Raw genomic sequence first — 19,884 nt, 5'->3', positions numbered from 1 at the left:
AAAACCCTGTGGGAGCTGGCTTGCCAGCGAATGCGGTCTTACTGGTAGATATCGAAGTCGAAGTATTTGCTGGAGATCTTCTGGTAAGTCCCGTTGGCGACGATCTCGTCCAGGGCCTTGTTCAGGCGCTCGCGCAGCGCCTCGTCTTCCTTGCGCACGGCGATAGAGGCATCGGCGGTGGTGCCCTTGACGTCACCCAGGATCTTGCAGCAGTCCTTGCCTGCCTTGCCCAGCCATTCGAGCAGCGGGAACTTGTCGGCAATCACCCCGTCCAGGCGCCCGGCGGCGAGGTCCGCGTTGGCTTCGTCCAGGGTCGGGTACAGCTTGACGTCGGCACCGGCCTTGCCATACACGTCTTCGGCGTAGATCGCCTGGGTGGAGGAGGACTGCGCGCCCACCGTGTAGCCCTTGAAGTCGGTCTGCGCGTCGGTGATCTCGCTGTCCTTGGGCACTGCGACCGACAGCGGCGTCTTGTAGTAGTGGTTGGTGAAGGCGATTTTCTTGCGGCGCTCTTCGGTGTTGATCATCGAGGCCACCACGGCGTCGTACTTCTTGGCCATCAGCGCCGGGATGATGCCTTCCCAGTCCTGGGCCACCACGGTGCACTCGACCTTCATCTGTTCGCACAGGGCCTTGGCGATGTCCACGTCAAAGCCGTGCAGCTGGTTCTTGGAGTCGACGTAGTTGAACGGCGGGTAGGCGCCTTCGGTGGCGATCTTCAGGGTTTCGGCCTGGGCCGAGGTGATGCCGGCGAACAGCAGCGCGCATGCGCCTGCAAAGCGGAGGACGGGTTTCATGAAACACCTCGTGGTTGATTGCACTCTTGCTATTGTTTGCTCGTTGACGTGTAGCCAACGAATTCGTTGTGTAGAGCGGCAGTTGCTTCCAAGCGTTTTTCAACATCCGGCCCGAGCTTCTTGCAGACCTCGTTGACCATCAGGTGTACCCACGACAGCATCGTCGCGGTGGACTCCCAGAACAGATTGAATTCGGTGGGGATGCGAAACACCTCGTCGGCGTTGGCATCGGCCCAGTCACAGAAGGTGTCGGTAACCAGTGTTACCGGGATGCCCGCTTCGCGTGCCTTGCGACACAGCACCAGGGCGTGGCGCGAGTAGCGGCGCGCCTCGAACACCACCAGCGCGCAGTCGTGCGAGGCGCTGAGCAGCACTTCGCCGAAGTGCCCGGCGCTGCCGTCCACCACCTGCACGCCATCGCGCAGGTATTGCAGCAGGTGGCTCATGCACTGGGCGATACCGCGCTCGGTCTGGAACCCGGCAATGAATACCCGGCGCCGTTCGGCCAGGCGCCGGGCCACGGTGTGCCAGGCCTCGGTGCGGCTGTACTCGTAGACCCGCACCAGGGCGGCGACCTCCAGCTCGAGGCTGCGCGCGCGGTCGATGTCGTCCTTGCCCTGTTGTTGGCGAAATTCTTGCAACCGATCACCGACCAGCCATGGGCCATCGCCCAGGTCGTCCTTGAGATCGTGCTTGAGGGCCTTGAGGTGTTCGTAGCCGAGCGAGCGGCAGAAACGCCCGACACTCGATTCGCTGACGCCGATTTTTGCCGCCAGGCTGGCCGAGGTCTCGAAGGGCAGGTCGGTGAAATGGGCGAGCATGTACGTGGCGATCTTGCGACCCGAGGCCGCCGCATGTTGCAGGCTGTTTTCCAGGCGTTGCTTGATCGGTTGGCTCACGGACGATTCTCGACGGCGGTTGCGCTGGGAATAGAAAATGAATGTTTTCTGTCATCAAGTCAACATTTGACAGTTTGCTGTCAATCGGAGGAAAGTCCGCTATCGCTCACTGCTGTCGCCCATACCAATTCCAACAAGGGAGCTTCAGATGTCCGCAGCTGTTCACCACTTGCCCCAGGCCGATCTCGAGCGCCTGTTGCAGCAGATTTTCGTGCGCCACGGCACCAGCGAATCGGTTGCCCGCACGCTGGCCGCCAACTGCGCCAGCGCCCAGCGCGACGGCGCCCATAGCCACGGGGTATTCCGGATTCCCGCCTATGTGTCGACCCTGGCCAGTGGCTGGGTCAACGGCACGGCGGTGCCCCAGGTGCAGGACGTGGCCAGCGGCTACGTACGGGTCGATGCCGGGGGCGGTTTTGCCCAGCCGGCGCTCGAGGCGGCGCGGGCGCTGCTGGTGGAAAAGGCCCGCAGTGCCGGCATTGCGGTGCTGGCGATACACAACTCGCATCACTTCGCGGCCCTGTGGCCGGATGTCGAGCCCTTTGCCGAAGAAGGCCTGGTGGCCCTGAGCGTGGTCAACAGCATGACCTGCGTGGTGCCGCACGGCGCGCGCAAGCCACTGTTCGGTACCAACCCCATCGCGTTCGCCGCACCCTGTGCCGGGCATGCGCCGATCGTGTTCGACATGGCCACCAGCGCCATCGCCCATGGTGACGTGCAGATTGCCGCGCGCAAGGGCGAGCAGTTGCCCGAAGGCATGGGCGTGGACCGCGACGGGCAGCCGACCTGCGACCCGCAGGCGATTCTCGACGGGGGTGCCTTGCTGCCCTTTGGCGGGCACAAGGGCTCGGCGCTGTCGATGATGGTCGAGTTGCTGGCCGCGGCGCTGACCGGCGGCAACTTCTCGTTCGAGTTCGACTGGTCGCAGCACCCGGGCGCCAAGACACCGTGGACCGGGCAACTGGTGATCGTGATCGACCCGACCAAGGCCGAAGGCAGCCGTTTTGCCGAGCGCAGCCGTGAACTGGTGGAACAGATGCAGGCGGTAGGCCTGACCCGCATGCCCGGCGAGCGGCGCTTGCGTGAGCGCGAGGCGTCGGCGCGGGACGGGGTGAGCGTGACGGCGCAGGAGTTCGAGCAGTTGCAGGTGTTGGCCAAGGGGTGACCCGCGGCCTTTTCGCCGGCGGATGCATGCGCAGCTGCACTGATCAGTTGCATCCAGGGTCATGTCACAAATCGGCGGCTACAGGTATCCTCGGCAGCGTCTTTCACGATTTGCCCAGACCCAAGGAGCTGCACGCTGTGTTCAAACATGTCGATGCCTATGCCGGCGATCCGATTCTCTCCCTGATGGAGACCTTCAAGGCCGATCCGCGTGCCAACAAGGTCAACCTGAGCATCGGCCTGTATTACGACGCCGCCGGTGTGGTGCCACAGCTGGCGGCAGTGGGCGAGGCGGAAAAACGCCTGGCCGACCAGCCCCACGAAGCCTCGCTGTACCTGCCGATGGAAGGCCTGGGCAGCTACCGCCAGGCGATCCAGGCGCTGCTGTTCGGCGCCGATCACCCGGCCGTGGGTGGCGCACGTGTGGCCACCGTGCAGACCGTGGGCGGCTCGGGTGCGCTGAAGGTCGGTGCCGACTTCCTCAAGCGCTATTTCGCCGACTCGCAGGTATGGGTCAGCGACCCGACCTGGGACAACCACCGCGCGATCTTCGAAGGCGCCGGGTTCAAGGTCAACACCTACCCGTACTTCGACCCGGCCACCCGTGGCCTGGACTTCGACGGCATGCTCGCCACCCTGCAGACCCTGCCGGCCAACAGCATCGTGCTGCTGCACCCGTGCTGCCACAACCCGACCGGGGTCGACCTGAACCAGGCGCAATGGCAGCAGGTGATCGAGGTGGTCAAGGCGCGCGAGCTGATTCCGTTCCTCGATATCGCCTACCAGGGCTTCGGTGAAGGCCTGGACGCCGACGCCTACGCCATTCGCGAGTTTGCCCGCGCCGGCGTGCCGTGCCTGGTCAGCAACTCGTTCTCCAAGATCTTCTCGCTGTATGGCGAGCGGGTTGGCGGCCTGTCGGTGGTCTGTGACGACAGCGCCACCGCGCAGAGCGTGCTGGGCCAGCTCAAGGCGACCGTGCGCCGCAACTACTCCAGCCCGCCCAACTTCGGTGCGCAACTGGTTGCGACGGTGCTTGGCGATGCCGGCCTGAATGCCCAGTGGCAGGCTGAAGTGGAGGGGATGCGCCTGCGTATCCTGGACATGCGCCAGGCGCTGGTGGATGCACTGGCGGTGCTGCTGCCGGGTCAGAACTTCGACTTCTTCCTGAGCCAGCGCGGCATGTTCAGCTACACCGGCTTCAGCGTGGAGCAGGTACGCCGGCTGCGTGACGAGTTCGGCGTGTACCTGATCGACAGCGGCCGGGTGTGCATGTCGGGCGTGCGCCCGGACAACCTGCAGCAGGTGGCCGAGGCGTTCGCGGCGGTGCACAAGACCGCATAACGGCCAGTTGCGGCTCAAGCCCGCTCCCACACGTACAGTGATGGCCTTGTGGGGGCGGGCTTGACCGGCGATGCGTTGCCGGCAGGTGCAACCACTCCTCGGCAAGGGCTTTGCAAGTGCAACCAAAGCGCGCACAATCGCGCCCCTCTTTTACAGCTGGGGTGCGCCGATGCGTCTGTTTGGCCACTCCCAGCGATGTTGCAGTCTTGCGAGCGGAGTTGCACCCGGATGAATGAGCAGGCCCCGAGCGTTGATCAACGCTTCGAATCGACCCCCGCCGCCCTAGGTAGCTGGGCCCGGCAGGACACCACCTGGATGCTGGGCCTGTTCGGTACCGCCATCGGTGCCGGCACGCTGTTCCTGCCGATCAACGCCGGCCTTGGCGGCTTCTGGCCGCTGCTGATCCTCGCGCTGCTGGCCTTCCCGATGACCTACTACGCACACCGTGGCCTGACCCGCTTCGTGCTCTCGGGGCGTGACGGTGCCGACATCACCGAAGTGGTGGAGGAGCATTTCGGCCTCAGCGCCGGCGCCTGCATCACCTTGCTGTACTTCCTGGCCATCTTCCCCATCCTGCTGATCTACAGCGTGGCCCTGACCAACACGGTCAGCAGCTTCATGGAGCATCAACTGCACATGGCGCCGCCGCCGCGGGTGCTGCTGTCGTTAGTGCTGATCCTGGGCCTGCTGGTCATCGTGCGCTGCGGCGAGCAGGCCACCGTCAAGGTCATGAGCCTGCTGGTGTACCCCTTCATCGTGGCCCTGGCATTGCTGGCGGTGTTCCTGATACCGCACTGGAACGGCGGCATCCTCACGACCGCCACCGAGCTGCCATCGGGGTCGGCATTCGTGCACACCCTGTGGCTGGCGATTCCGGTGATGGTGTTCTCGTTCAACCACTCGCCGATCATTTCGGCCTTTGCCGTGGACCAGAAACGCCGCTACGGCGAGCACGCCGACGAGCGCAGCGGGCAGATCCTGCGGCGCGCGCACCTGTTGATGGTGGCGATGGTGATGTTCTTCGTGTTCAGCTGCGTGCTCACCCTGAACCCGGCGCAACTGGCCGAGGCCAAGGCGCAGAACCTGTCGATCCTGTCGTACCTGGCCAACCACTTCAGCAACCCGACCATCGAGTTCGCTGCACCGCTGATTGCCTTCATCGCCATCGCCAAGTCGTTCCTGGGCCACTACATCGGTGCCAGCGAAGGCCTCAAGGGCCTGGTGCTCAAGACGGGCAAGCGGCCGGGTGCCAAGGCCCTGGACCGGTTCACCGCAGCCTTCATGCTGGTGATCTGCTGGGTGGTGGCCACGCTCAACCCCAGCATCCTGAGCATGATCGAGTCGTTCGGCGGCCCGGTGATCGCGGCGATCCTGTTCCTGATGCCGATGTACGCCATCCGTCGCGTGCCGGCGATGCGCAAGTACAGTGGCGCGCTGTCCAACGTGTTCGTGGTCGTGGTGGGCCTGGTGGCCATCAGCGCCATCGTCTACTCGCTGGTCGGCTGAGGCCGGGGGCGGGCAGGGGTGCACACCCTTGCTCGCTCTTTGTCCACAAAAACTCTCTGGATATTCAACAATTTATCGCTGCCCCATAGGTGTCGGGGCACTTTCATGCTTAACTCTGGTCCTTTACTCACCCCCGCATAAGGACTTCTTTCATGGCTCAAGTGACTCTCAAAGGCAACCCGGTTCAGGTCAACGGCGAACTGCCGAAAGTCGGTGCCCAGGCACCTGCGTTTTCCCTGGTGGCGGGCGACCTGTCCGACGTGACCCTGGCTTCCTTCGCCGGCAAGCGTAAAGTGCTGAACATCTTCCCGAGCGTCGACACCCCGACCTGCGCCACCTCGGTGCGCCAGTTCAACGCCAAGGCCAACGAACTGGCCAACACCGTGGTACTGTGCATCTCGGCCGACCTGCCGTTCGCCCAGGCACGCTTCTGCGGCGCCGAAGGCCTGGAAAACGTCAAGAACCTGTCCACCCTGCGTGGTGCCGAATTCATCCAGAACTACGGCGTGGCCATCGCCGACGGCCCGCTCAAGGGCCTGACTGCCCGTGCAGTCGTGGTACTGGACGAAAACGACAAGGTGCTGCACGCCGAACTGGTCAAGGAAATCGCCGAAGAGCCGAACTACGACGCGGCGCTGGCGGTACTGAAGTAACGCATTCAGGCACCGCGAGTTTTCATGCACCGCATGGATGCCTTCGCTGGCAAGCCAGCTCCCACAGGGGGGCGGTGCTGAAATAGAAAGGTTATTTGAAAAAAGTTGTAACGGCCTGGCCTTAGCCCAGGCCGTTTTTATTTATAGTTCAGCACTTTGCCAACGTCAGCTCTAGGTAAATAGCCGGTAAAGGCGCTTTGCTAAAACCGCTCTACTGCTTATCGTTCAGCCTCCTCAAGAGAAGTCTTTCCGCACAATGGCCGATCAACCGATGCAAACCGCCCGTCCTCGTCACTCCCGTCGCTGGCTGCTGAGCCTGCTGGTCCTGCTGCTGATTGCCGGCCTGTGCTGGGTATTCTGGTCTTCATCGCCGGCGACCAAGGCCCCGGGCGCAGGCAAGCCGGGGGGCGGGCGGCCAGGTTTCGGCGCGTTCGGCGGGCCGGTACCGGTGCGTGTGGCACCGGCCACCGTGGGCGACTTCCCGCTGTACTACAAGGCGCTGGGCACCGTGACCGCGACCAACACGGTCAACGTGCGCAGCCGCGTGGGCGGCGAGCTGGTCAAGATCAACTTCAAGGAAGGCCAGCGGGTCAAGGCCGGCGACCTGCTGGCAGAGATCGACCCGCGCAGCTACCAGATCGCCCTGCAGCAGGCCGAAGGCACCCTGGCACAGAACCAGGCGCAGCTGAAAAACGCCCAGATCGACCTTGAGCGCTACAAGGGCCTGTTCGCCGAAGACAGCATCGCCAAGCAGACCCTCGATACCCAGGCCGCGCTGGTAGCCCAGTACCAGGGCACCATCAAGACCAACCAGGCGGCGGTGGGCGATGCCAGGCTCAACCTCGACTTCACCAGGATTCGTGCCCCCATCAGCGGGCGCCTGGGCCTGCGCCAGCTGGACGTCGGCAACCTGGTGGCGGCCAACGACACCACGGCACTGGTGGTGATCACCCAGACCCAGCCGATCACCGTGGTCTTCACCCTGCCGGAAACCGAGCTGAGCACCGTGCTGTCGCGCTACCGCAGCGGGGCCCAGCTGCCGGTGCAGGCGTGGGACCGCGGCGACACCCAGCAGCTCTCGGTGGGCGTGCTGAGCAGCCTGGACAACCAGATCGACACCACCACCGGCACCCTGAAGTTCAAGGCCGGGTTCGAAAACCAGGATGAAATGCTGTTCCCCAACCAGTTCGTCAACGTGCGCCTGCTGGCCGACACCTTGAAGGACGTGGTGCTGGCGCCATCGGCCGCGATGCAGTTCGGCACCAACGGCACCTTCGCCTACGTGATGGACGGCGACAACAAGGTGACCATCCGCAGCCTCAAGCTCGGCGCCAGCGACGGCGACCTCACGGTGGTCAAGGAAGGCCTGGCCAAGGGCGAGCGCGTGGTGCTCGAAGGTACCGACCGCCTGCGTGACGGCAGCGAGGTGGAGGTGGTCAACGACAGCAGCGACGTGCCCGCCACCCCAGGCCAGCACCTGCAGGGCCAGGACAAGAAAGACCTCTCGGCCACGCCGGGCGAGCAGGGCAAGGCTGGCGCATGAACCTTTCGCGGCTGTTCATCCTGCGCCCGGTCGCCACCACGCTGAGCATGCTTGCCATCGTGCTGGCCGGCCTGATCGCCTACACGTTGCTGCCCGTGGCGGCCTTGCCCCAGGTCGATTACCCGACCATCCGGGTCATCACTCTGTACCCCGGTGCCAGCCCGCAGGTGATGACCAGCGCCGTCACCGCGCCGCTGGAGCGCCAGTTCGGGCAGATGCCCGGGCTTACCCAGATGGCCTCGACCAGTTCGGGCGGTGCCTCGGTACTGACCCTGCGCTTCAGCCTCGAAATGAACATGGACGTCGCCGAGCAGCAGGTGCAGGCGGCGATCAACGCGGCCAGCAACCTGTTGCCCAGCGACCTGCCGGCGCCGCCGGTGTACAACAAGGTCAACCCGGCCGATACCCCGGTACTGACCCTGGCCATCACCAGCAAGACCATGCTGCTGCCCAAGCTCAACGACCTGGTCGACACACGCATGGCGCAGAAGATCGCACAGATCAGCGGTGTGGGCATGGTCAGCATCGCCGGTGGCCAGCGCCAGGCGGTACGCATCAAGGTCAACCCTGACGCGCTGGCCTCGGCCGGGCTGAACCTGGCCGACGTGCGCACCCTGATCGGCGCCTCCAACGTCAACCAGCCCAAGGGCAACTTCGACGGCCCCACGCGGGTCTCGATGCTCGACGCCAACGACCAGCTGCGCTCCCCCGAGGAATACGCCAACCTGATCCTGGCCTACAAGAACGGTGCGCCGCTGCGCCTGAAGGACGTTGCCGAGATCGTCGACGGCGCCGAGAACGAGCGCCTGGCGGCCTGGGCCAACCAGAGCCAGGCAGTGCTGCTGAACATCCAGCGCCAGCCTGGGGCCAACGTCATCGAGGTGGTCGACCGGATCAAGGCGCTGCTGCCGTCGATCACCGACAACCTGCCGGCGGGGCTGGACGTGGTGGTGCTCACCGACCGCACCCAGACCATCCGTGCTTCGGTCAAGGATGTGCAGCACGAGCTGCTGATCGCCATCGTGCTGGTGGTGCTGGTGACCTTCCTGTTCCTGCGCCGGGCCAGCGCCACCCTCATCCCGTCGATCGCCGTGCCACTGTCGCTGATCGGCACCTTCGGCGTGATGTACCTGGCCGGGTTCTCGATCAACAACCTCACGCTGATGGCCCTGACCATCGCCACCGGCTTCGTGGTGGACGATGCCATCGTGATGCTGGAGAACATCTCGCGGCATATCGAGGAGGGCGAGACGCCGATGCAGGCCGCGCTCAAGGGCGCCCGGCAGATCGGCTTCACCCTGATCTCGCTGACCTTCTCGCTGATCGCGGTACTGATCCCGCTGCTGTTCATGGCCGACGTGGTGGGGCGGTTGTTCCGCGAGTTCGCCATCACCCTGGCGGTGGCGATCCTGATCTCGCTGGTGGTGTCGCTGACCCTCACGCCGATGATGTGCGCGCGCCTGCTCAAGCGCGAGCCCAGGGAAGAGGAACAGGGGCGCTTCTACCGCGCCAGCGGTGCCTGGATCGACTGGATGATCGCCCACTATGGTCGCGGCCTGCAGTGGGTGCTGCGCCACCAGCCGCTGACCCTGCTGGTGGCGGTGGCGACCCTGGGCCTGACCGTGCTGCTGTACCTGGCGGTGCCCAAGGGCTTTTTCCCGGTACAGGACACCGGGGTGATCCAGGGTATTTCCGAAGCCCCGCAGTCGATCTCGTTCGCCGCCATGAGCCAGCGCCAGCAGGAACTGAGCGCGGTGATCCTGCAGGACCCGGCCGTGCAGAGCCTGTCGTCGTACATCGGCGTCGACGGCGACAACGCCACGCTCAACAGCGGCCGGTTGCTGATCAACCTCAAGCCCCACGGCGAGCGCGACATCACTGCCTCGCAGGTCATCACCCGTTTGCAACCGCAACTGGACAAGCTGGTGGGCATTCGCCTGTTCATGCAGCCGGTGCAGGACCTGAGCATCGAAGACCGCGTCAGCCGCACCCAGTACCAGTTCAGCCTGTCGTCGCCGGATGCCGACCTGCTCGCGCAGTGGAGCGGCAAGCTGGTGGATGCGTTGCATGATCGCCCCGAGCTGACCGATGTGGCCAGCGACCTGCAGGACAAGGGCCTGCAGGTGTTCCTGGTGATCGACCGCGACGCCGCCAGCCGTCTGGGCATCAACGTGTCGGAAATCACCAACGCGCTGTACGACGCCTTCGGCCAGCGCCAGATCTCCACCATCTATACCCAGGCCAGCCAGTACCGCGTGGTGCTGCAGGCCGCTGCGGCGGCCGACCTTGGGCCCAAGGTGCTCGACCAGATCTACGTCAAGACCACCGATGGCGCGCAGGTGCGCCTGTCGAGCCTGGCCCATGTGGAGCAGCGCCAGGCGCAACTGGCCATTGCCCACATCGGCCAGTTCCCGGCGGTGATGATGTCGTTCAACCTGGCCGAAGGCGTGTCGCTGGGCGAGGGCGTCAAGGTCATCGAACAGGTGCAGCAGCAGATCGGCATGCCGCTGGGCGTGCAGACCCGCTTCCAGGGCGCGGCCGAAGCCTTCCAGGCGTCGCTGTCGAGCACCCTGCTGCTGATTCTGGCGGCGGTGGTGACCATGTACATCGTGCTCGGCGTGCTCTACGAGAGCTACATCCACCCGGTGACCATCCTTTCGACCCTGCCCTCGGCTGCAGTGGGCGCGCTGCTGGCCTTGATGATCAGTGGCAACGACCTGGGCATGATCGCGATCATCGGCATCATCCTGCTGATCGGTATCGTCAAGAAGAACGCGATCATGATGATCGACTTTGCCCTGGAGGCCGAACGCAACCAGGGCATGGACCCGCAGACGGCGATCTACCAGGCGGCGCTGCTGCGCTTCCGGCCGATCCTGATGACCACCCTGGCGGCGCTGTTCGGGGCCATCCCGCTGATGCTCGCCACCGGCTCGGGCGCCGAGCTGCGCCAGCCGCTGGGCCTGGTGATGGTGGGCGGGCTGCTGGTGAGCCAGGTGCTGACGCTGTTCACCACGCCGGTGATCTACCTGTACTTCGACCGCCTGGCGCGTCGCTGGCGCCGTCAGCCTGACCCGCAACAGGCCGACGCATGAACCTCTCCGGCCCGTTTATCCGTCGCCCGGTGGCGACCATGCTGCTGAGCCTGGCCATCATGCTGCTGGGCGGGGTCAGCTTCGGCCTGCTGCCGGTGGCGCCGCTGCCGCAGATGGACTTCCCGGTGATCGTGGTGTCGGCCAGCCTGCCCGGGGCCAGCCCCGAGGTGATGGCCTCCACCGTGGCAACCCCGCTGGAACGCTCGCTGGGCAGCATCGCCGGGGTCAACACCCTGACCAGCCGCTCCAGCCAGGGCTCCACGCGGGTGATCCTGGGCTTCGACATGGGGCGCGACATCGATGGCGCCGCACGCGAGGTGCAGGCGGCCATCAATGCCACGCGCAACCTGCTGCCCAGCGGCATGAAGAGCATGCCCACCTACAACAAGTTCAACCCGGCCCAGGCACCGATCATGGTGCTGTCGCTGACCTCCGATGTACTGCAGAAGGGCCAGCTCTACGACCTGGCCTCCACCATCCTGTCCCAGAGCCTGTCCCAGGTGCCGGGTGTGGGCGAGGTGCAGATCGGCGGCAGTTCGCTGCCGGCGGTGCGTATCGAGCTTGAGCCGCAACTGCTCAACCAGTACGGCGTGAGCCTGGACGATGTGCGCCAGACCATCGCCAACGCCAACGTGCGCCGGCCCAAGGGCTTCATCGAGGACACCCAGCGCAGCTGGCAGGTACAGGCCAACGATCAACTGGAGAAAGCCAAGGACTACGGCCCGCTGGTGATTCGCTACCAGGACGGCTCGGTGCTGCGCCTGAGCCACGTGGCCAAGGTCACCGATGGCGTGGAGAACCGCTACAACAGCGGCTTCTTCAATGACAAGGACGCGGTGCTGCTGGTGATCAACCGCCAGACCGGCGCCAACATCATCAAGACCATCGAGAGCATCAAGGAGCAGTTGCCGGCGTTGCAGGACCTGATGCCGGCCAGCGTGCAACTGAACGTGGCCATGGACCGCTCGCCGGTGATCAAGGCCACCCTCAAGGAGGCCGAACACACGCTGCTGATCGCCGTGGCGCTGGTGATCCTGGTGGTGTTCCTGTTCCTGGGCAACCTGCGCGCCTCGCTGATCCCGACCCTGGCGGTGCCGGTGTCGCTGGTGGGCACCTTCGCGGTGATGTACCTGTGCGGGTTCTCGCTCAACAACCTGTCGCTGATGGCGCTGATTCTCGCCACCGGCCTGGTGGTGGACGACGCCATCGTGGTGCTGGAGAACATCTCGCGGCATATCGACGAAGGCGTCGCGCCGCTGGCCGCGGCCTTCCTCGGCGCCAAGGAGGTGGGCTTCACGCTGCTGGCGATGAACGCCTCGCTGGTGGCGGTGTTCGTCTCGATCCTGTTCATGGGCGGCATCGTCGAGTCGTTGTTCCGCGAGTTCTCCATCACCCTGGCGGCGGCCATCCTGGTGTCGCTGGTGGTGTCGCTGACGCTCACGCCGATGCTCTGCGCGCGCTGGCTCAAACCTCACGCCCCCGGCGAGCAGACCCGCCTGCAGCGCTGGAGCGAGCGTCTCAACCAGCGCATGATGGCCGGCTACGACCGCAGCCTGGGCTGGGCGCTGCGCCATCGCCGCCTGACGCTGCTGAGCCTGCTGGTGACCATCGTGGTCAACGTGGCGCTGTACGTGGTGGTGCCCAAGACCCTGATGCCGCAGCAGGACACCGGCCAGCTGATGGGCTTTGTGCGGGGTGACGACGGGCTGTCGTTCGCGGTGATGCAGCCGAAGATGGAAATCTACCGGCGCGCCTTGCTCAAGGACCCGGCCGTGCAGAGCGTGGCCGGTTTCATCGGCGGCAACAGCGGCATCAACAACGCCATGGTGCTGGTGCGCCTCAAGCCGATCAAGGAGCGCAAGGAGTCGGCGCAGAAGATCATCGAGCGCCTGCGCAAGGAGATGCCCAAGGTACCCGGCGGGCGGCTGTTCCTGATGGCCGACCAGGACCTGCAGTTTGGCGGTGGCCGCGAGCAGAGCAGCTCGCAGTTTCTCTACACCCTGCAAAGTGGCGAGCTGACGGCGTTGCGCGAGTGGTACCCGAAGGTGGTGGCGGCGTTCAAGGCGCTGCCGGAGCTGACGGCCATCGACGCCCGCGAAGGCAGCGGCACCCAGCAGGTGACCCTGGTGGTCGATCGCGAGCAGGCCAAGCGCCTGGGCATCGACATGAACATGGTCACCGCCGTGCTCAACAACGCCTACAGCCAGCGCCAGATCTCGACCATCTACGACAGCCTCAACCAGTACCAGGTGGTGATGGAGGTCAACCCCAAGTATGCGCAGGACCCGCGCACCCTGGAGCAGGTCCAGGTGATCACCGCCGACGGCGCGCGCGTGCCGCTGTCGACCTTTGCCCATTACGAGAACAGCCTGGCCGAGGACCGTGTCAGCCACGAGGGGCAGTTCGCCTCCGAGGACATCTCGTTCGACCTCGCAGAAGGCGTCAGCCAGGACGTGGCGCTGGCCGCGGTGGAGCGTGCGGTGGCCAAGGTCGGCCTGCCCGAGGACGTGATCGCCAAGCTTGGCGGTACCGGCGATGCCTTCACCAAGAGCCAGGAGGGCCAGCCCTGGATGATCCTCGGCGCCTTGCTGGCGGTGTACCTGGTGCTGGGGATTCTGTATGAAAGCTACATTCACCCGCTGACCATCCTCTCGACCCTGCCGTCGGCCGGGGTAGGGGCGCTGCTGACGCTGTACGTGGTCGGCAGCGAGTTCAGCCTGATCTCGCTGCTGGGGCTGTTCCTGCTGATCGGGGTGGTGAAGAAGAACGCGATTCTGATGATCGACCTGGCCCTGCAGCTGGAGCGCCATGAAGGGCTCAGCCCGCAGGAGTCGATTCGTCGGGCCTGCCTGCTGCGTCTGCGGCCGATCCTGATGACCACCCTGGCGGCGATCCTGGGCGCCTTGCCGTTGCTGCTGAGCACCGCCGAGGGCGCCGAGATGCGCCAGCCGCTGGGCCTGACCATCATTGGCGGGCTGGTGTTCAGCCAGATCCTCACGCTTTACACCACCCCGGTGGTCTACCTCTATCTGGACCGCCTGCGCCATCGCTTCAATCACTGGCGCGGCGTGCGTACCGACGCTGCTTTGGAAACCCCGCTATGACCCGACCTGCCGATGTTTGTCCACCTTCCCTGCAGCGCGTGCTGGCGGCCCGTGGTTCGCGCCTGCTGACCTCGGCCCTGTGCCTGGCGATGCTCAGCGCCTGTACCCTGAGCCCCGACTACCACCGGCCACAGGCGCCGGAGCCGGTGGCGTTCAAGTACGCCGAGGGCTGGACCCAGGCCAACCCGTCCGACGCCCTGGCGCGCGGCGCCTGGTGGGAGCTGTACGGCGATGCGCAGCTCAACGGTCTGGTCGAGCAGCTCAATGCCAACAACCAGACGGTGGCCCAGTACGAGGCGCAATACCGCCAGGCCCAGACCCTGGTGCGCAGCGCCCGGGCTTCGCTGTTTCCCAGCCTCGACCTGAGCGCCGGCAAGACCCGCTCCAGCCAGGGCACCGGCAGCAGCAGTTCGAGCCTGAGCAACAACAGCAGCGGTATCCGCGACACGTACAGCGCCCAGCTGGGCGTGAGCTGGGAAGCCGACCTGTGGGGCAAGCTGCGTGAGGGCCTGAACGCCAACGAGGCGAGTGCCGAGGCGAGCCTGGCGGACCTGGCGGCGATACGCCTGAGCCTGCAGTCGGAGCTGGTGCAGAACTACCTGCAGCTGCGTGTGATCGATGAGCAGAAGCGCCTGCTCGAGGCCACGCTGGCGGCCTATCAGCGTTCGCTGACCATGACCCAGAACCAGTACCGCGCCGGGGTTTCGGGCAAGGACGCGGTGGCCCAGGCACAGACCCAGCTCAAGAGCACCCAGGCCGACCTGATCGACCTGATCTGGCAGCGGGCGCAGTTCGAGAATGCGATTGCCGTGCTGATGGGCAAGGCGCCGGCCGAGTTTGCCCTGGCGCCGAGCACCACCATACCGGCCTTGCCGCAGATCCCGCTGGCGCTGCCGTCGCAGCTGCTGGAGCGCCGCCCCGACATTGCCTCGGCCGAGCGCAAGGTGATGGCGGCCAACGCCAATATCGGCGTGGCGCGGGCGGCGTACTTCCCGGACCTGACCCTGAGCATGAGCGGTGGCTACAGCAGTAGCAGCTTCAGCGACTGGATCAGCTTGCCGAACCGATTCTGGTCGGTGGGGCCGCAGTTGGCCGTGACCCTGTTCGATGCCGGCAAGCGCTCGGCCGAGGTCGACCGTACCAAGGCCGTGTACGACCAGACTGTGGCGCAGTACCGTCAGAGCGTGCTGGATGGCTTCCAGGAGGTGGAAAACTACCTGGTGCAGTTGAAGGTGTATGCCGATGAGGCGCAGGTGCGCGATGAGGCGCTGGCGTCGGCGCGCGAGTCGCTGCGCCTCACCGAGAACCAGTACAAGGCGGGCCTGATCGGGTATCTGGACGTGGTGAACGTGCAGACCACCGCGTTGAGCAATGAACGCAGCGTGCTGAACCTGCTGCAGGGCCGGCTGGTGGCCAGCGTGCAGTTGATTGCGGCGTTGGGGGGCGGCTGGGAGGAAGCCAGCCTTGCTGCTGAAGACCGCACCGCGATCGACAGGTAGTGTGCGTCGAGGCGTTCGCCGGCAACGCCGGCGCCTACAGGCCGCGGTGTGATTGTAGGAGCCAGCCTTGCTGGCGAAGGCCGCGACGCGGTTCCAAAGCCTGATGGCCATTCGCCAAAAACATCCCGCCATCCCTCGGAAACTCCGTGCGTTTCGCTAAAGGTTGAGTACAATCATCGGTTTTTCACCGGGCCGGGACAGCGCCCGTCAACCGGGCCTTGGAACCTTCATGCTCAACGGTAGTTATTCCTCCTCGCTGGTCCTGATTTCGCTGTGCGTGGCGATTCTGGCGTCCTACACGGCGCTGGACCTGACCGGGCGCATCGCCACCGCCAAGGGCCGTACCGCGTACCTGTGGATGGTCGGCGGTGCTCTGGCCCTGGGCACCGGGATCTGGTCGATGCACTTCATCGGCATGCTTGCCTTCAGCCTGCCCATCGAGCTGGGCTACGACCTGAGCCTCACCGCGCTGTCGCTGGTGATCTCGGTGCTTTCGTCGGGCTTCGCACTCTGGCTGGTGAGCCAGCCGAGCCTGCCGGGCCGCGTGCTGGCGCTGGGGGCGCTGATCATGGGCGCGGGCATCAGCAGCATGCATTACACCGGCATGGCTGCCATGCAGATGCAACCGGGCATCGACTACGACCCGCTGCTGTTCGCCGCCTCGCTGTTGATTGCAGTAGGCGCGTCGGTGGCCGCACTGTGGATCGCCTTCCGCCTGCGCCGCAATACCCCGTATGTACGCCAGATTCGCGGCGGCGCCGCCGTGGTGATGGGCATTGCCATCGTCGGCATGCACTACACTGGCATGGCAGCGGCCAATTTTGCCGACGGCAGCTTCTGTGGCGCGCTGGACGGTGGGCTCAGCGGCAGTGGCCTGGACTACCTGGTGCTGATCACCACCCTGGCGGTGCTGGCGGTGGCGCTGCTGACCTCGGTGCTGGATGCACGCCTGGAGGCGCGCACTGCGGAGCTGGCGCAATCGCTGACCCTGGCCAACCAGGAGCTGACCCAGCTGGCGCTGCACGACACCCTCACCGGGCTGCCCAACCGCAGCCTGCTGACCGACCGCATCGAGCAGGCCATCGCCAAGGTGGCCGAGCAGGGCGGCTGCTTTGCGCTGATGTTCATCGACCTGGACGGGTTCAAGCCGGTCAACGACGCGTTCGGTCATCACACCGGCGACCAGTTGCTCAAGGAGGTGGCGATGCGCCTGCGTGGCCACCTGCACAGCCAGGACACCCTGGCGCGCATCGGCGGTGACGAATTCGTGCTGCTGGTGGAGCTGGACGAGCCTGAAGACGCGGTGGGGGTGGCCGCCAAGCAGGTCAACCTGGTGTCGCGCCCGTTCCGGGTGGCCGAGCAGAGCCTGCAGATCTCCGCCAGCGTCGGCATCGTGTTGTACCCCGGCAACGGCGCCGACCAGATGGAGCTGCTGCGCAATGCCGACGCGGCCATGTACCACGCCAAGAGCGCCGGCAAGAACGCCTACAGCTTTTTCGATGTGTCGATGAACAGCAACGCGCGCCTGCAGCTGCAGTTGCTGCAGGACCTGCGCATGGCGCTGGAGCAGCGCCAGTTGCGCCTGTTCTACCAGCCCAAGTTCGATGCGGTGGGGCGCCAGCCTATCGGTGCCGAGGCCCTGCTGCGCTGGGAGCACCCGCAGCACGGCATGTTGCTGCCCGATCGCTTCATCCAGCTGGCGGAAAAAACCGGGTTGATCATCCCGATCGGCGAGTGGGTGCTGGACGAGGCCTGCCGCCAGATGCGCAGCTGGATGGACCAGGGCTATGAAAACTGGCGGGTTGCAGTGAACCTGTCGGCCATCCAGTTCTGCCATGCCGGGCTGGTTGACAGCGTGGCGTCGGCCTTGCAGCGTCATCGCCTGCCGGCCAACAGCCTGACCCTGGAGATCACCGAAACCACCGCCATGCACGACGCCGATGCGAGCCTGATGGTGTTGCAGCGCCTGTCGGACATGGGCGTGGACCTGTCCATCGACGATTTCGGTACCGGCTACTCAAGCCTGATGTACTTGAAGCGCCTGCCGGCCAACGAGCTGAAGATCGACCGTGGCTTCGTGCGCGACCTGGAGCAGGACAGCGACGATGCCGCGATCGTGTCGGCCATCGTGGCGCTGGGGCAGGCACTGGGGTTGAGGATTGTTGCCGAAGGGGTGGAAACCGACCGCCAGCAGGACTTCCTGACCCGTCTGGGGTGTGATTCGTTGCAAGGGTACCTGCTCGGTCAGCCGCTGCCGGCCGAGCGTTTCATGGCTGATATCGAGAGACTGGCGGTGGGGCAGGCCTGAGCGCCAGCGTCAGGCCGAGCGCAGCGCACACGAGGGCTGGAACGCTTCAAGCTCGTCTTCCACCGCTTCGATGATGCGCTCCACATCCGACGCTGCCATCAGTGTGGCGCACGGAATGCCGGCAATCGCCAGCAGGGTTTCGCCGGTGGCGCGGTCGAATACGCGCGCCACCATGCTGCGCGGTGCATCCATGCTGGCTTCAAAGCCCAGCGGATGGAAGTGCCAGCGCATCATCTGGCAGGCGTTGGGAAACGTGAGCTTGTTCATGCCGGCCTCCTTTTACAGCTGACCCCGATTCGCTGAGCATGCCTGTACCCGGGACACGCTGCCCAGGGAAGGCCAAGACCCTAACCATAGCACCGATGCGGCCGCTGTCCGCCGCTTGTTTGCGCCCCGTTGCAGTATGTTTGACCTGCGTCACAATGGCTTTTTGCTATGTGTGGGTTGCGCAAGCGTTTGCGTGGTCCGCATTGCGGCGGGTGAGGCTGTCCTGGCCGCTGAAGCGGGCAGGGTGGGGCCACGGGTATTTCAGACCAGCGGCGGGCTCAGCTGAGCAGGCCGGCGGCGATGTTGATGGTGAAACCCAGAATCGCGGTGTTGAACACGAAACCGATCACCGAGTGGGCCAGCACCACGCGGCGCAGTTCACGCCCGGCGACGCCCACATCGGAGGTTTGCACCGCGACGCTGAGGGTGAACGAGAAGTAGTGGAAGTCCCAGTAATCGGGGTTGCGCTCCTCGTCTGGAAAGCGCAGCAGCGGCTGCTTGGCGGTGCTGGTGTAGAACAGGCGCGCATAGTGCAGGCTGAAGATGGTGCCGATCAGCAGCCACGAGCCGGCCACGGTGAGGCCGGTGTACAGGTAGTGCAGGGCCTGGGTGCTGCCGGTCAGGCCCTTGCTGCTGGCCAGTTGCAGGGTGACTGCGGCAAGGCTGGCGATGGCCGCAATACTCACGGTAAACAGCACCAGCCCGGCATTTTCGTCCTCGATGCAGGCCACCTTGCGCACCTGGCCCGGTTTTGCCCGCAGGGTCAGCCAGAACACCAGCAGCAGGTACAGCCAGACCCCGAGGTTCCAGCCCGCCAGGATGTGTTGCACCAGGTTGTCTGCCGGGATGAACACGCCGCCCAGGCAGCCGACCAGTGCGGCGGCGCTCAGGCGCGGGTGGGTATGGGCCAGTTTGTGGAATGCCATGTTGCCTCACGTCGATGGATGCACCGCCAACTGTAGCCTATACCTAGGAAGCCTTTCTTCAGGCGCCACTGGAGCGACCGCATGAAACACGCATTGATCATCGGCACCTTGTGCCTGGCCGGGCTGGGCCTGGCCGGTTGTTCGAGCAGCACCGTGCAGCCCGACGAGTACTCCGGGTTCCTCAAGGACTACAGCCGTCTCAAGCAGACCACCTCGCCCTCCGGTGCCACGGTGATGCGCTGGATCGACCCGAACCTCAAGCTCGACCGCTACACCAGCGTATACATCGAGCCCAGCCAGCTGTATCCCAAGCCGCAACCTACCGCGCGGATTCCGCAGAGCACCCTGCAAGGCATCACCCACTACTACGACCAGGCGCTCAAGCGCGAGCTGGGCAAGTCGTTGCCGCTGGCCACCGGCCCTGGCCCGGGGGTGATCGTGGTACGCCCGGCGATCACGGCCGTCAGCAGCAAGACCGAGGGCCTGAAGGCATACGAAGTGATTCCGGTGGCGCTGGTGGCGGCAGCGGTGAGCACGGCCTCGGGCATCCGCGACCAGGAAACCGATATCGCCACCGAGGCGCAGTTTCTGGATGGCGGCAACAACAAGGTGCTCGCCCAGGTGGTGCGCAAGGGTAGTGGCAAGCCGCTGGAAAACGACAGCCAGGTGATGAAGGCCGACGATGTGAAGGCAGTGCTCGATGGCTGGGCGTCCGACCTGCACCAGTCCTACCTCAAGCTCAAGGGCCATTGAGCCCTGTGCCAGGCCATTCGGGGAGCTTC

14 protein-coding genes are annotated in these 19,884 nt (G+C 65.2%); 10 read left to right on the top strand and 4 right to left on the bottom strand.

The window, feature by feature from the left end; translation table 11 throughout:
• Window positions 1-38 precede the first annotated feature (38 nt).
• Complete coding sequence (locus DN388_RS16445; protein WP_054914583.1) at window positions 39-797, bottom strand: ABC transporter substrate-binding protein; 759 nt, start codon at window positions 795-797, stop codon at window positions 39-41.
• Between the two features lie 29 nt (window positions 798-826).
• A complete protein-coding gene (locus tag DN388_RS16440; RefSeq protein WP_043861429.1) occupies window positions 827-1,696 on the bottom strand; it encodes a MurR/RpiR family transcriptional regulator in 870 nt (289 codons plus the stop codon).
• Between the two features lie 148 nt (window positions 1,697-1,844).
• On the opposite strand from DN388_RS16440, the gene DN388_RS16435 reads away from it, so the two are divergent.
• The 9 genes from DN388_RS16435 to DN388_RS16395 all read left to right on the top strand — a co-directional run bounded on the left by DN388_RS16435 (window position 1,845) and on the right by DN388_RS16395 (window position 17,909).
• Entirely contained in the window at window positions 1,845-2,861 is a 1,017-nt protein-coding gene (locus tag DN388_RS16435; RefSeq protein ID WP_043861430.1) for an Ldh family oxidoreductase, read from the top strand.
• Between the two features lie 137 nt (window positions 2,862-2,998).
• Entirely contained in the window at window positions 2,999-4,201 is a 1,203-nt protein-coding gene (locus tag DN388_RS16430) for an amino acid aminotransferase (protein ID WP_043861431.1), read from the top strand.
• 228 nt (window positions 4,202-4,429) lie between these two features.
• Window positions 4,430-5,707, top strand: a complete 1,278-nt coding sequence (locus DN388_RS16425) for a serine/threonine transporter (RefSeq protein WP_255001169.1) — start codon at window positions 4,430-4,432, stop codon at window positions 5,705-5,707.
• 152 nt (window positions 5,708-5,859) lie between these two features.
• Window positions 5,860-6,360, top strand: coding sequence for a thiol peroxidase (gene tpx / locus DN388_RS16420; protein WP_043861433.1), 501 nt, complete (start codon window positions 5,860-5,862; stop codon window positions 6,358-6,360).
• Window positions 6,361-6,616: 256 nt separating this feature from the next.
• Window positions 6,617-7,903, top strand: a complete 1,287-nt coding sequence (locus DN388_RS16415) for an MdtA/MuxA family multidrug efflux RND transporter periplasmic adaptor subunit (RefSeq protein WP_255001168.1) — start codon at window positions 6,617-6,619, stop codon at window positions 7,901-7,903.
• Window positions 7,900-10,998: an MdtB/MuxB family multidrug efflux RND transporter permease subunit gene (locus DN388_RS16410; protein WP_255001167.1), complete on the top strand. Its 3,099-nt coding sequence runs from the start codon at window positions 7,900-7,902 to the stop codon at window positions 10,996-10,998. The genes DN388_RS16415 and DN388_RS16410 overlap by 4 nt, the downstream gene beginning before the upstream one ends.
• Complete coding sequence (locus DN388_RS16405) at window positions 10,995-14,102, top strand: efflux RND transporter permease subunit (protein WP_043861436.1); 3,108 nt, start codon at window positions 10,995-10,997, stop codon at window positions 14,100-14,102. The genes DN388_RS16410 and DN388_RS16405 overlap by 4 nt, the downstream gene beginning before the upstream one ends.
• Window positions 14,099-15,601: an efflux transporter outer membrane subunit gene (locus DN388_RS16400; RefSeq protein WP_255001166.1), complete on the top strand. Its 1,503-nt coding sequence runs from the start codon at window positions 14,099-14,101 to the stop codon at window positions 15,599-15,601. Before DN388_RS16405 ends, DN388_RS16400 begins: the two co-directional genes overlap by 4 nt.
• A 229-nt stretch (window positions 15,602-15,830) precedes the next feature.
• Window positions 15,831-17,909, top strand: coding sequence for a bifunctional diguanylate cyclase/phosphodiesterase (locus DN388_RS16395; protein WP_255001165.1), 2,079 nt, complete (start codon window positions 15,831-15,833; stop codon window positions 17,907-17,909).
• Window positions 17,910-17,918: 9 nt separating this feature from the next.
• Here the strand turns inward: DN388_RS16395 and DN388_RS16390 are convergent, their stop codons facing one another.
• Both DN388_RS16390 and DN388_RS16385 read right to left on the bottom strand, forming a co-directional pair.
• Window positions 17,919-18,176, bottom strand: a complete 258-nt coding sequence (locus tag DN388_RS16390) for a DUF1652 domain-containing protein (RefSeq protein WP_043861439.1) — start codon at window positions 18,174-18,176, stop codon at window positions 17,919-17,921.
• A gap of 278 nt (window positions 18,177-18,454) precedes the next feature.
• The gene (locus DN388_RS16385; RefSeq protein WP_054914577.1) at window positions 18,455-19,102 is read right to left on the bottom strand and encodes a DUF1345 domain-containing protein; all 648 of its coding nucleotides are present in this window, start codon (window positions 19,100-19,102) and stop codon (window positions 18,455-18,457) included.
• Between the two features lie 81 nt (window positions 19,103-19,183).
• Here DN388_RS16385 and DN388_RS16380 point away from each other — a divergent pair, with 81 nt between their 5' ends.
• Complete coding sequence (locus tag DN388_RS16380; RefSeq protein ID WP_043861440.1) at window positions 19,184-19,855, top strand: DUF3313 domain-containing protein; 672 nt, start codon at window positions 19,184-19,186, stop codon at window positions 19,853-19,855.
• Window positions 19,856-19,884: the final 29 nt, after the last annotated feature.

Source organism: Pseudomonas sp. S12(2018) (assembly GCF_024355235.1).
GTDB lineage: Bacteria > Pseudomonadota > Gammaproteobacteria > Pseudomonadales > Pseudomonadaceae > Aquipseudomonas > Aquipseudomonas palmensis.
Note: the sequence above shows the minus strand (reverse complement) of the source record. Positions and strands in the feature narration are given on the sequence as shown.

Excerpts from the sequence above, each read along its gene's own strand:
- DN388_RS16395 (WP_255001165.1), top strand. The coding sequence starts at position 15,831 with ATGCTCAACGGTAGTTATTCCTCCTCGCTGGTCCTGATTTCGCTGTGC.
- DN388_RS16445 (WP_054914583.1), bottom strand. The coding sequence starts at position 797 with ATGAAACCCGTCCTCCGCTTTGCAGGCGCATGCGCGCTGCTGTTCGCC.
- DN388_RS16425 (WP_255001169.1), top strand. The coding sequence starts at position 4,430 with ATGAATGAGCAGGCCCCGAGCGTTGATCAACGCTTCGAATCGACCCCC.
- DN388_RS16405 (WP_043861436.1), top strand. The coding sequence starts at position 10,995 with ATGAACCTCTCCGGCCCGTTTATCCGTCGCCCGGTGGCGACCATGCTG.
- DN388_RS16435 (WP_043861430.1), top strand. The coding sequence starts at position 1,845 with ATGTCCGCAGCTGTTCACCACTTGCCCCAGGCCGATCTCGAGCGCCTG.
- tpx (WP_043861433.1), top strand. The coding sequence starts at position 5,860 with ATGGCTCAAGTGACTCTCAAAGGCAACCCGGTTCAGGTCAACGGCGAA.
- DN388_RS16400 (WP_255001166.1), top strand. The coding sequence starts at position 14,099 with ATGACCCGACCTGCCGATGTTTGTCCACCTTCCCTGCAGCGCGTGCTG.
- DN388_RS16390 (WP_043861439.1), bottom strand. The coding sequence starts at position 18,176 with ATGAACAAGCTCACGTTTCCCAACGCCTGCCAGATGATGCGCTGGCAC.
- DN388_RS16385 (WP_054914577.1), bottom strand. The coding sequence starts at position 19,102 with ATGGCATTCCACAAACTGGCCCATACCCACCCGCGCCTGAGCGCCGCC.
- DN388_RS16380 (WP_043861440.1), top strand. The coding sequence starts at position 19,184 with ATGAAACACGCATTGATCATCGGCACCTTGTGCCTGGCCGGGCTGGGC.
- DN388_RS16415 (WP_255001168.1), top strand. The coding sequence starts at position 6,617 with ATGGCCGATCAACCGATGCAAACCGCCCGTCCTCGTCACTCCCGTCGC.
- DN388_RS16410 (WP_255001167.1), top strand. The coding sequence starts at position 7,900 with ATGAACCTTTCGCGGCTGTTCATCCTGCGCCCGGTCGCCACCACGCTG.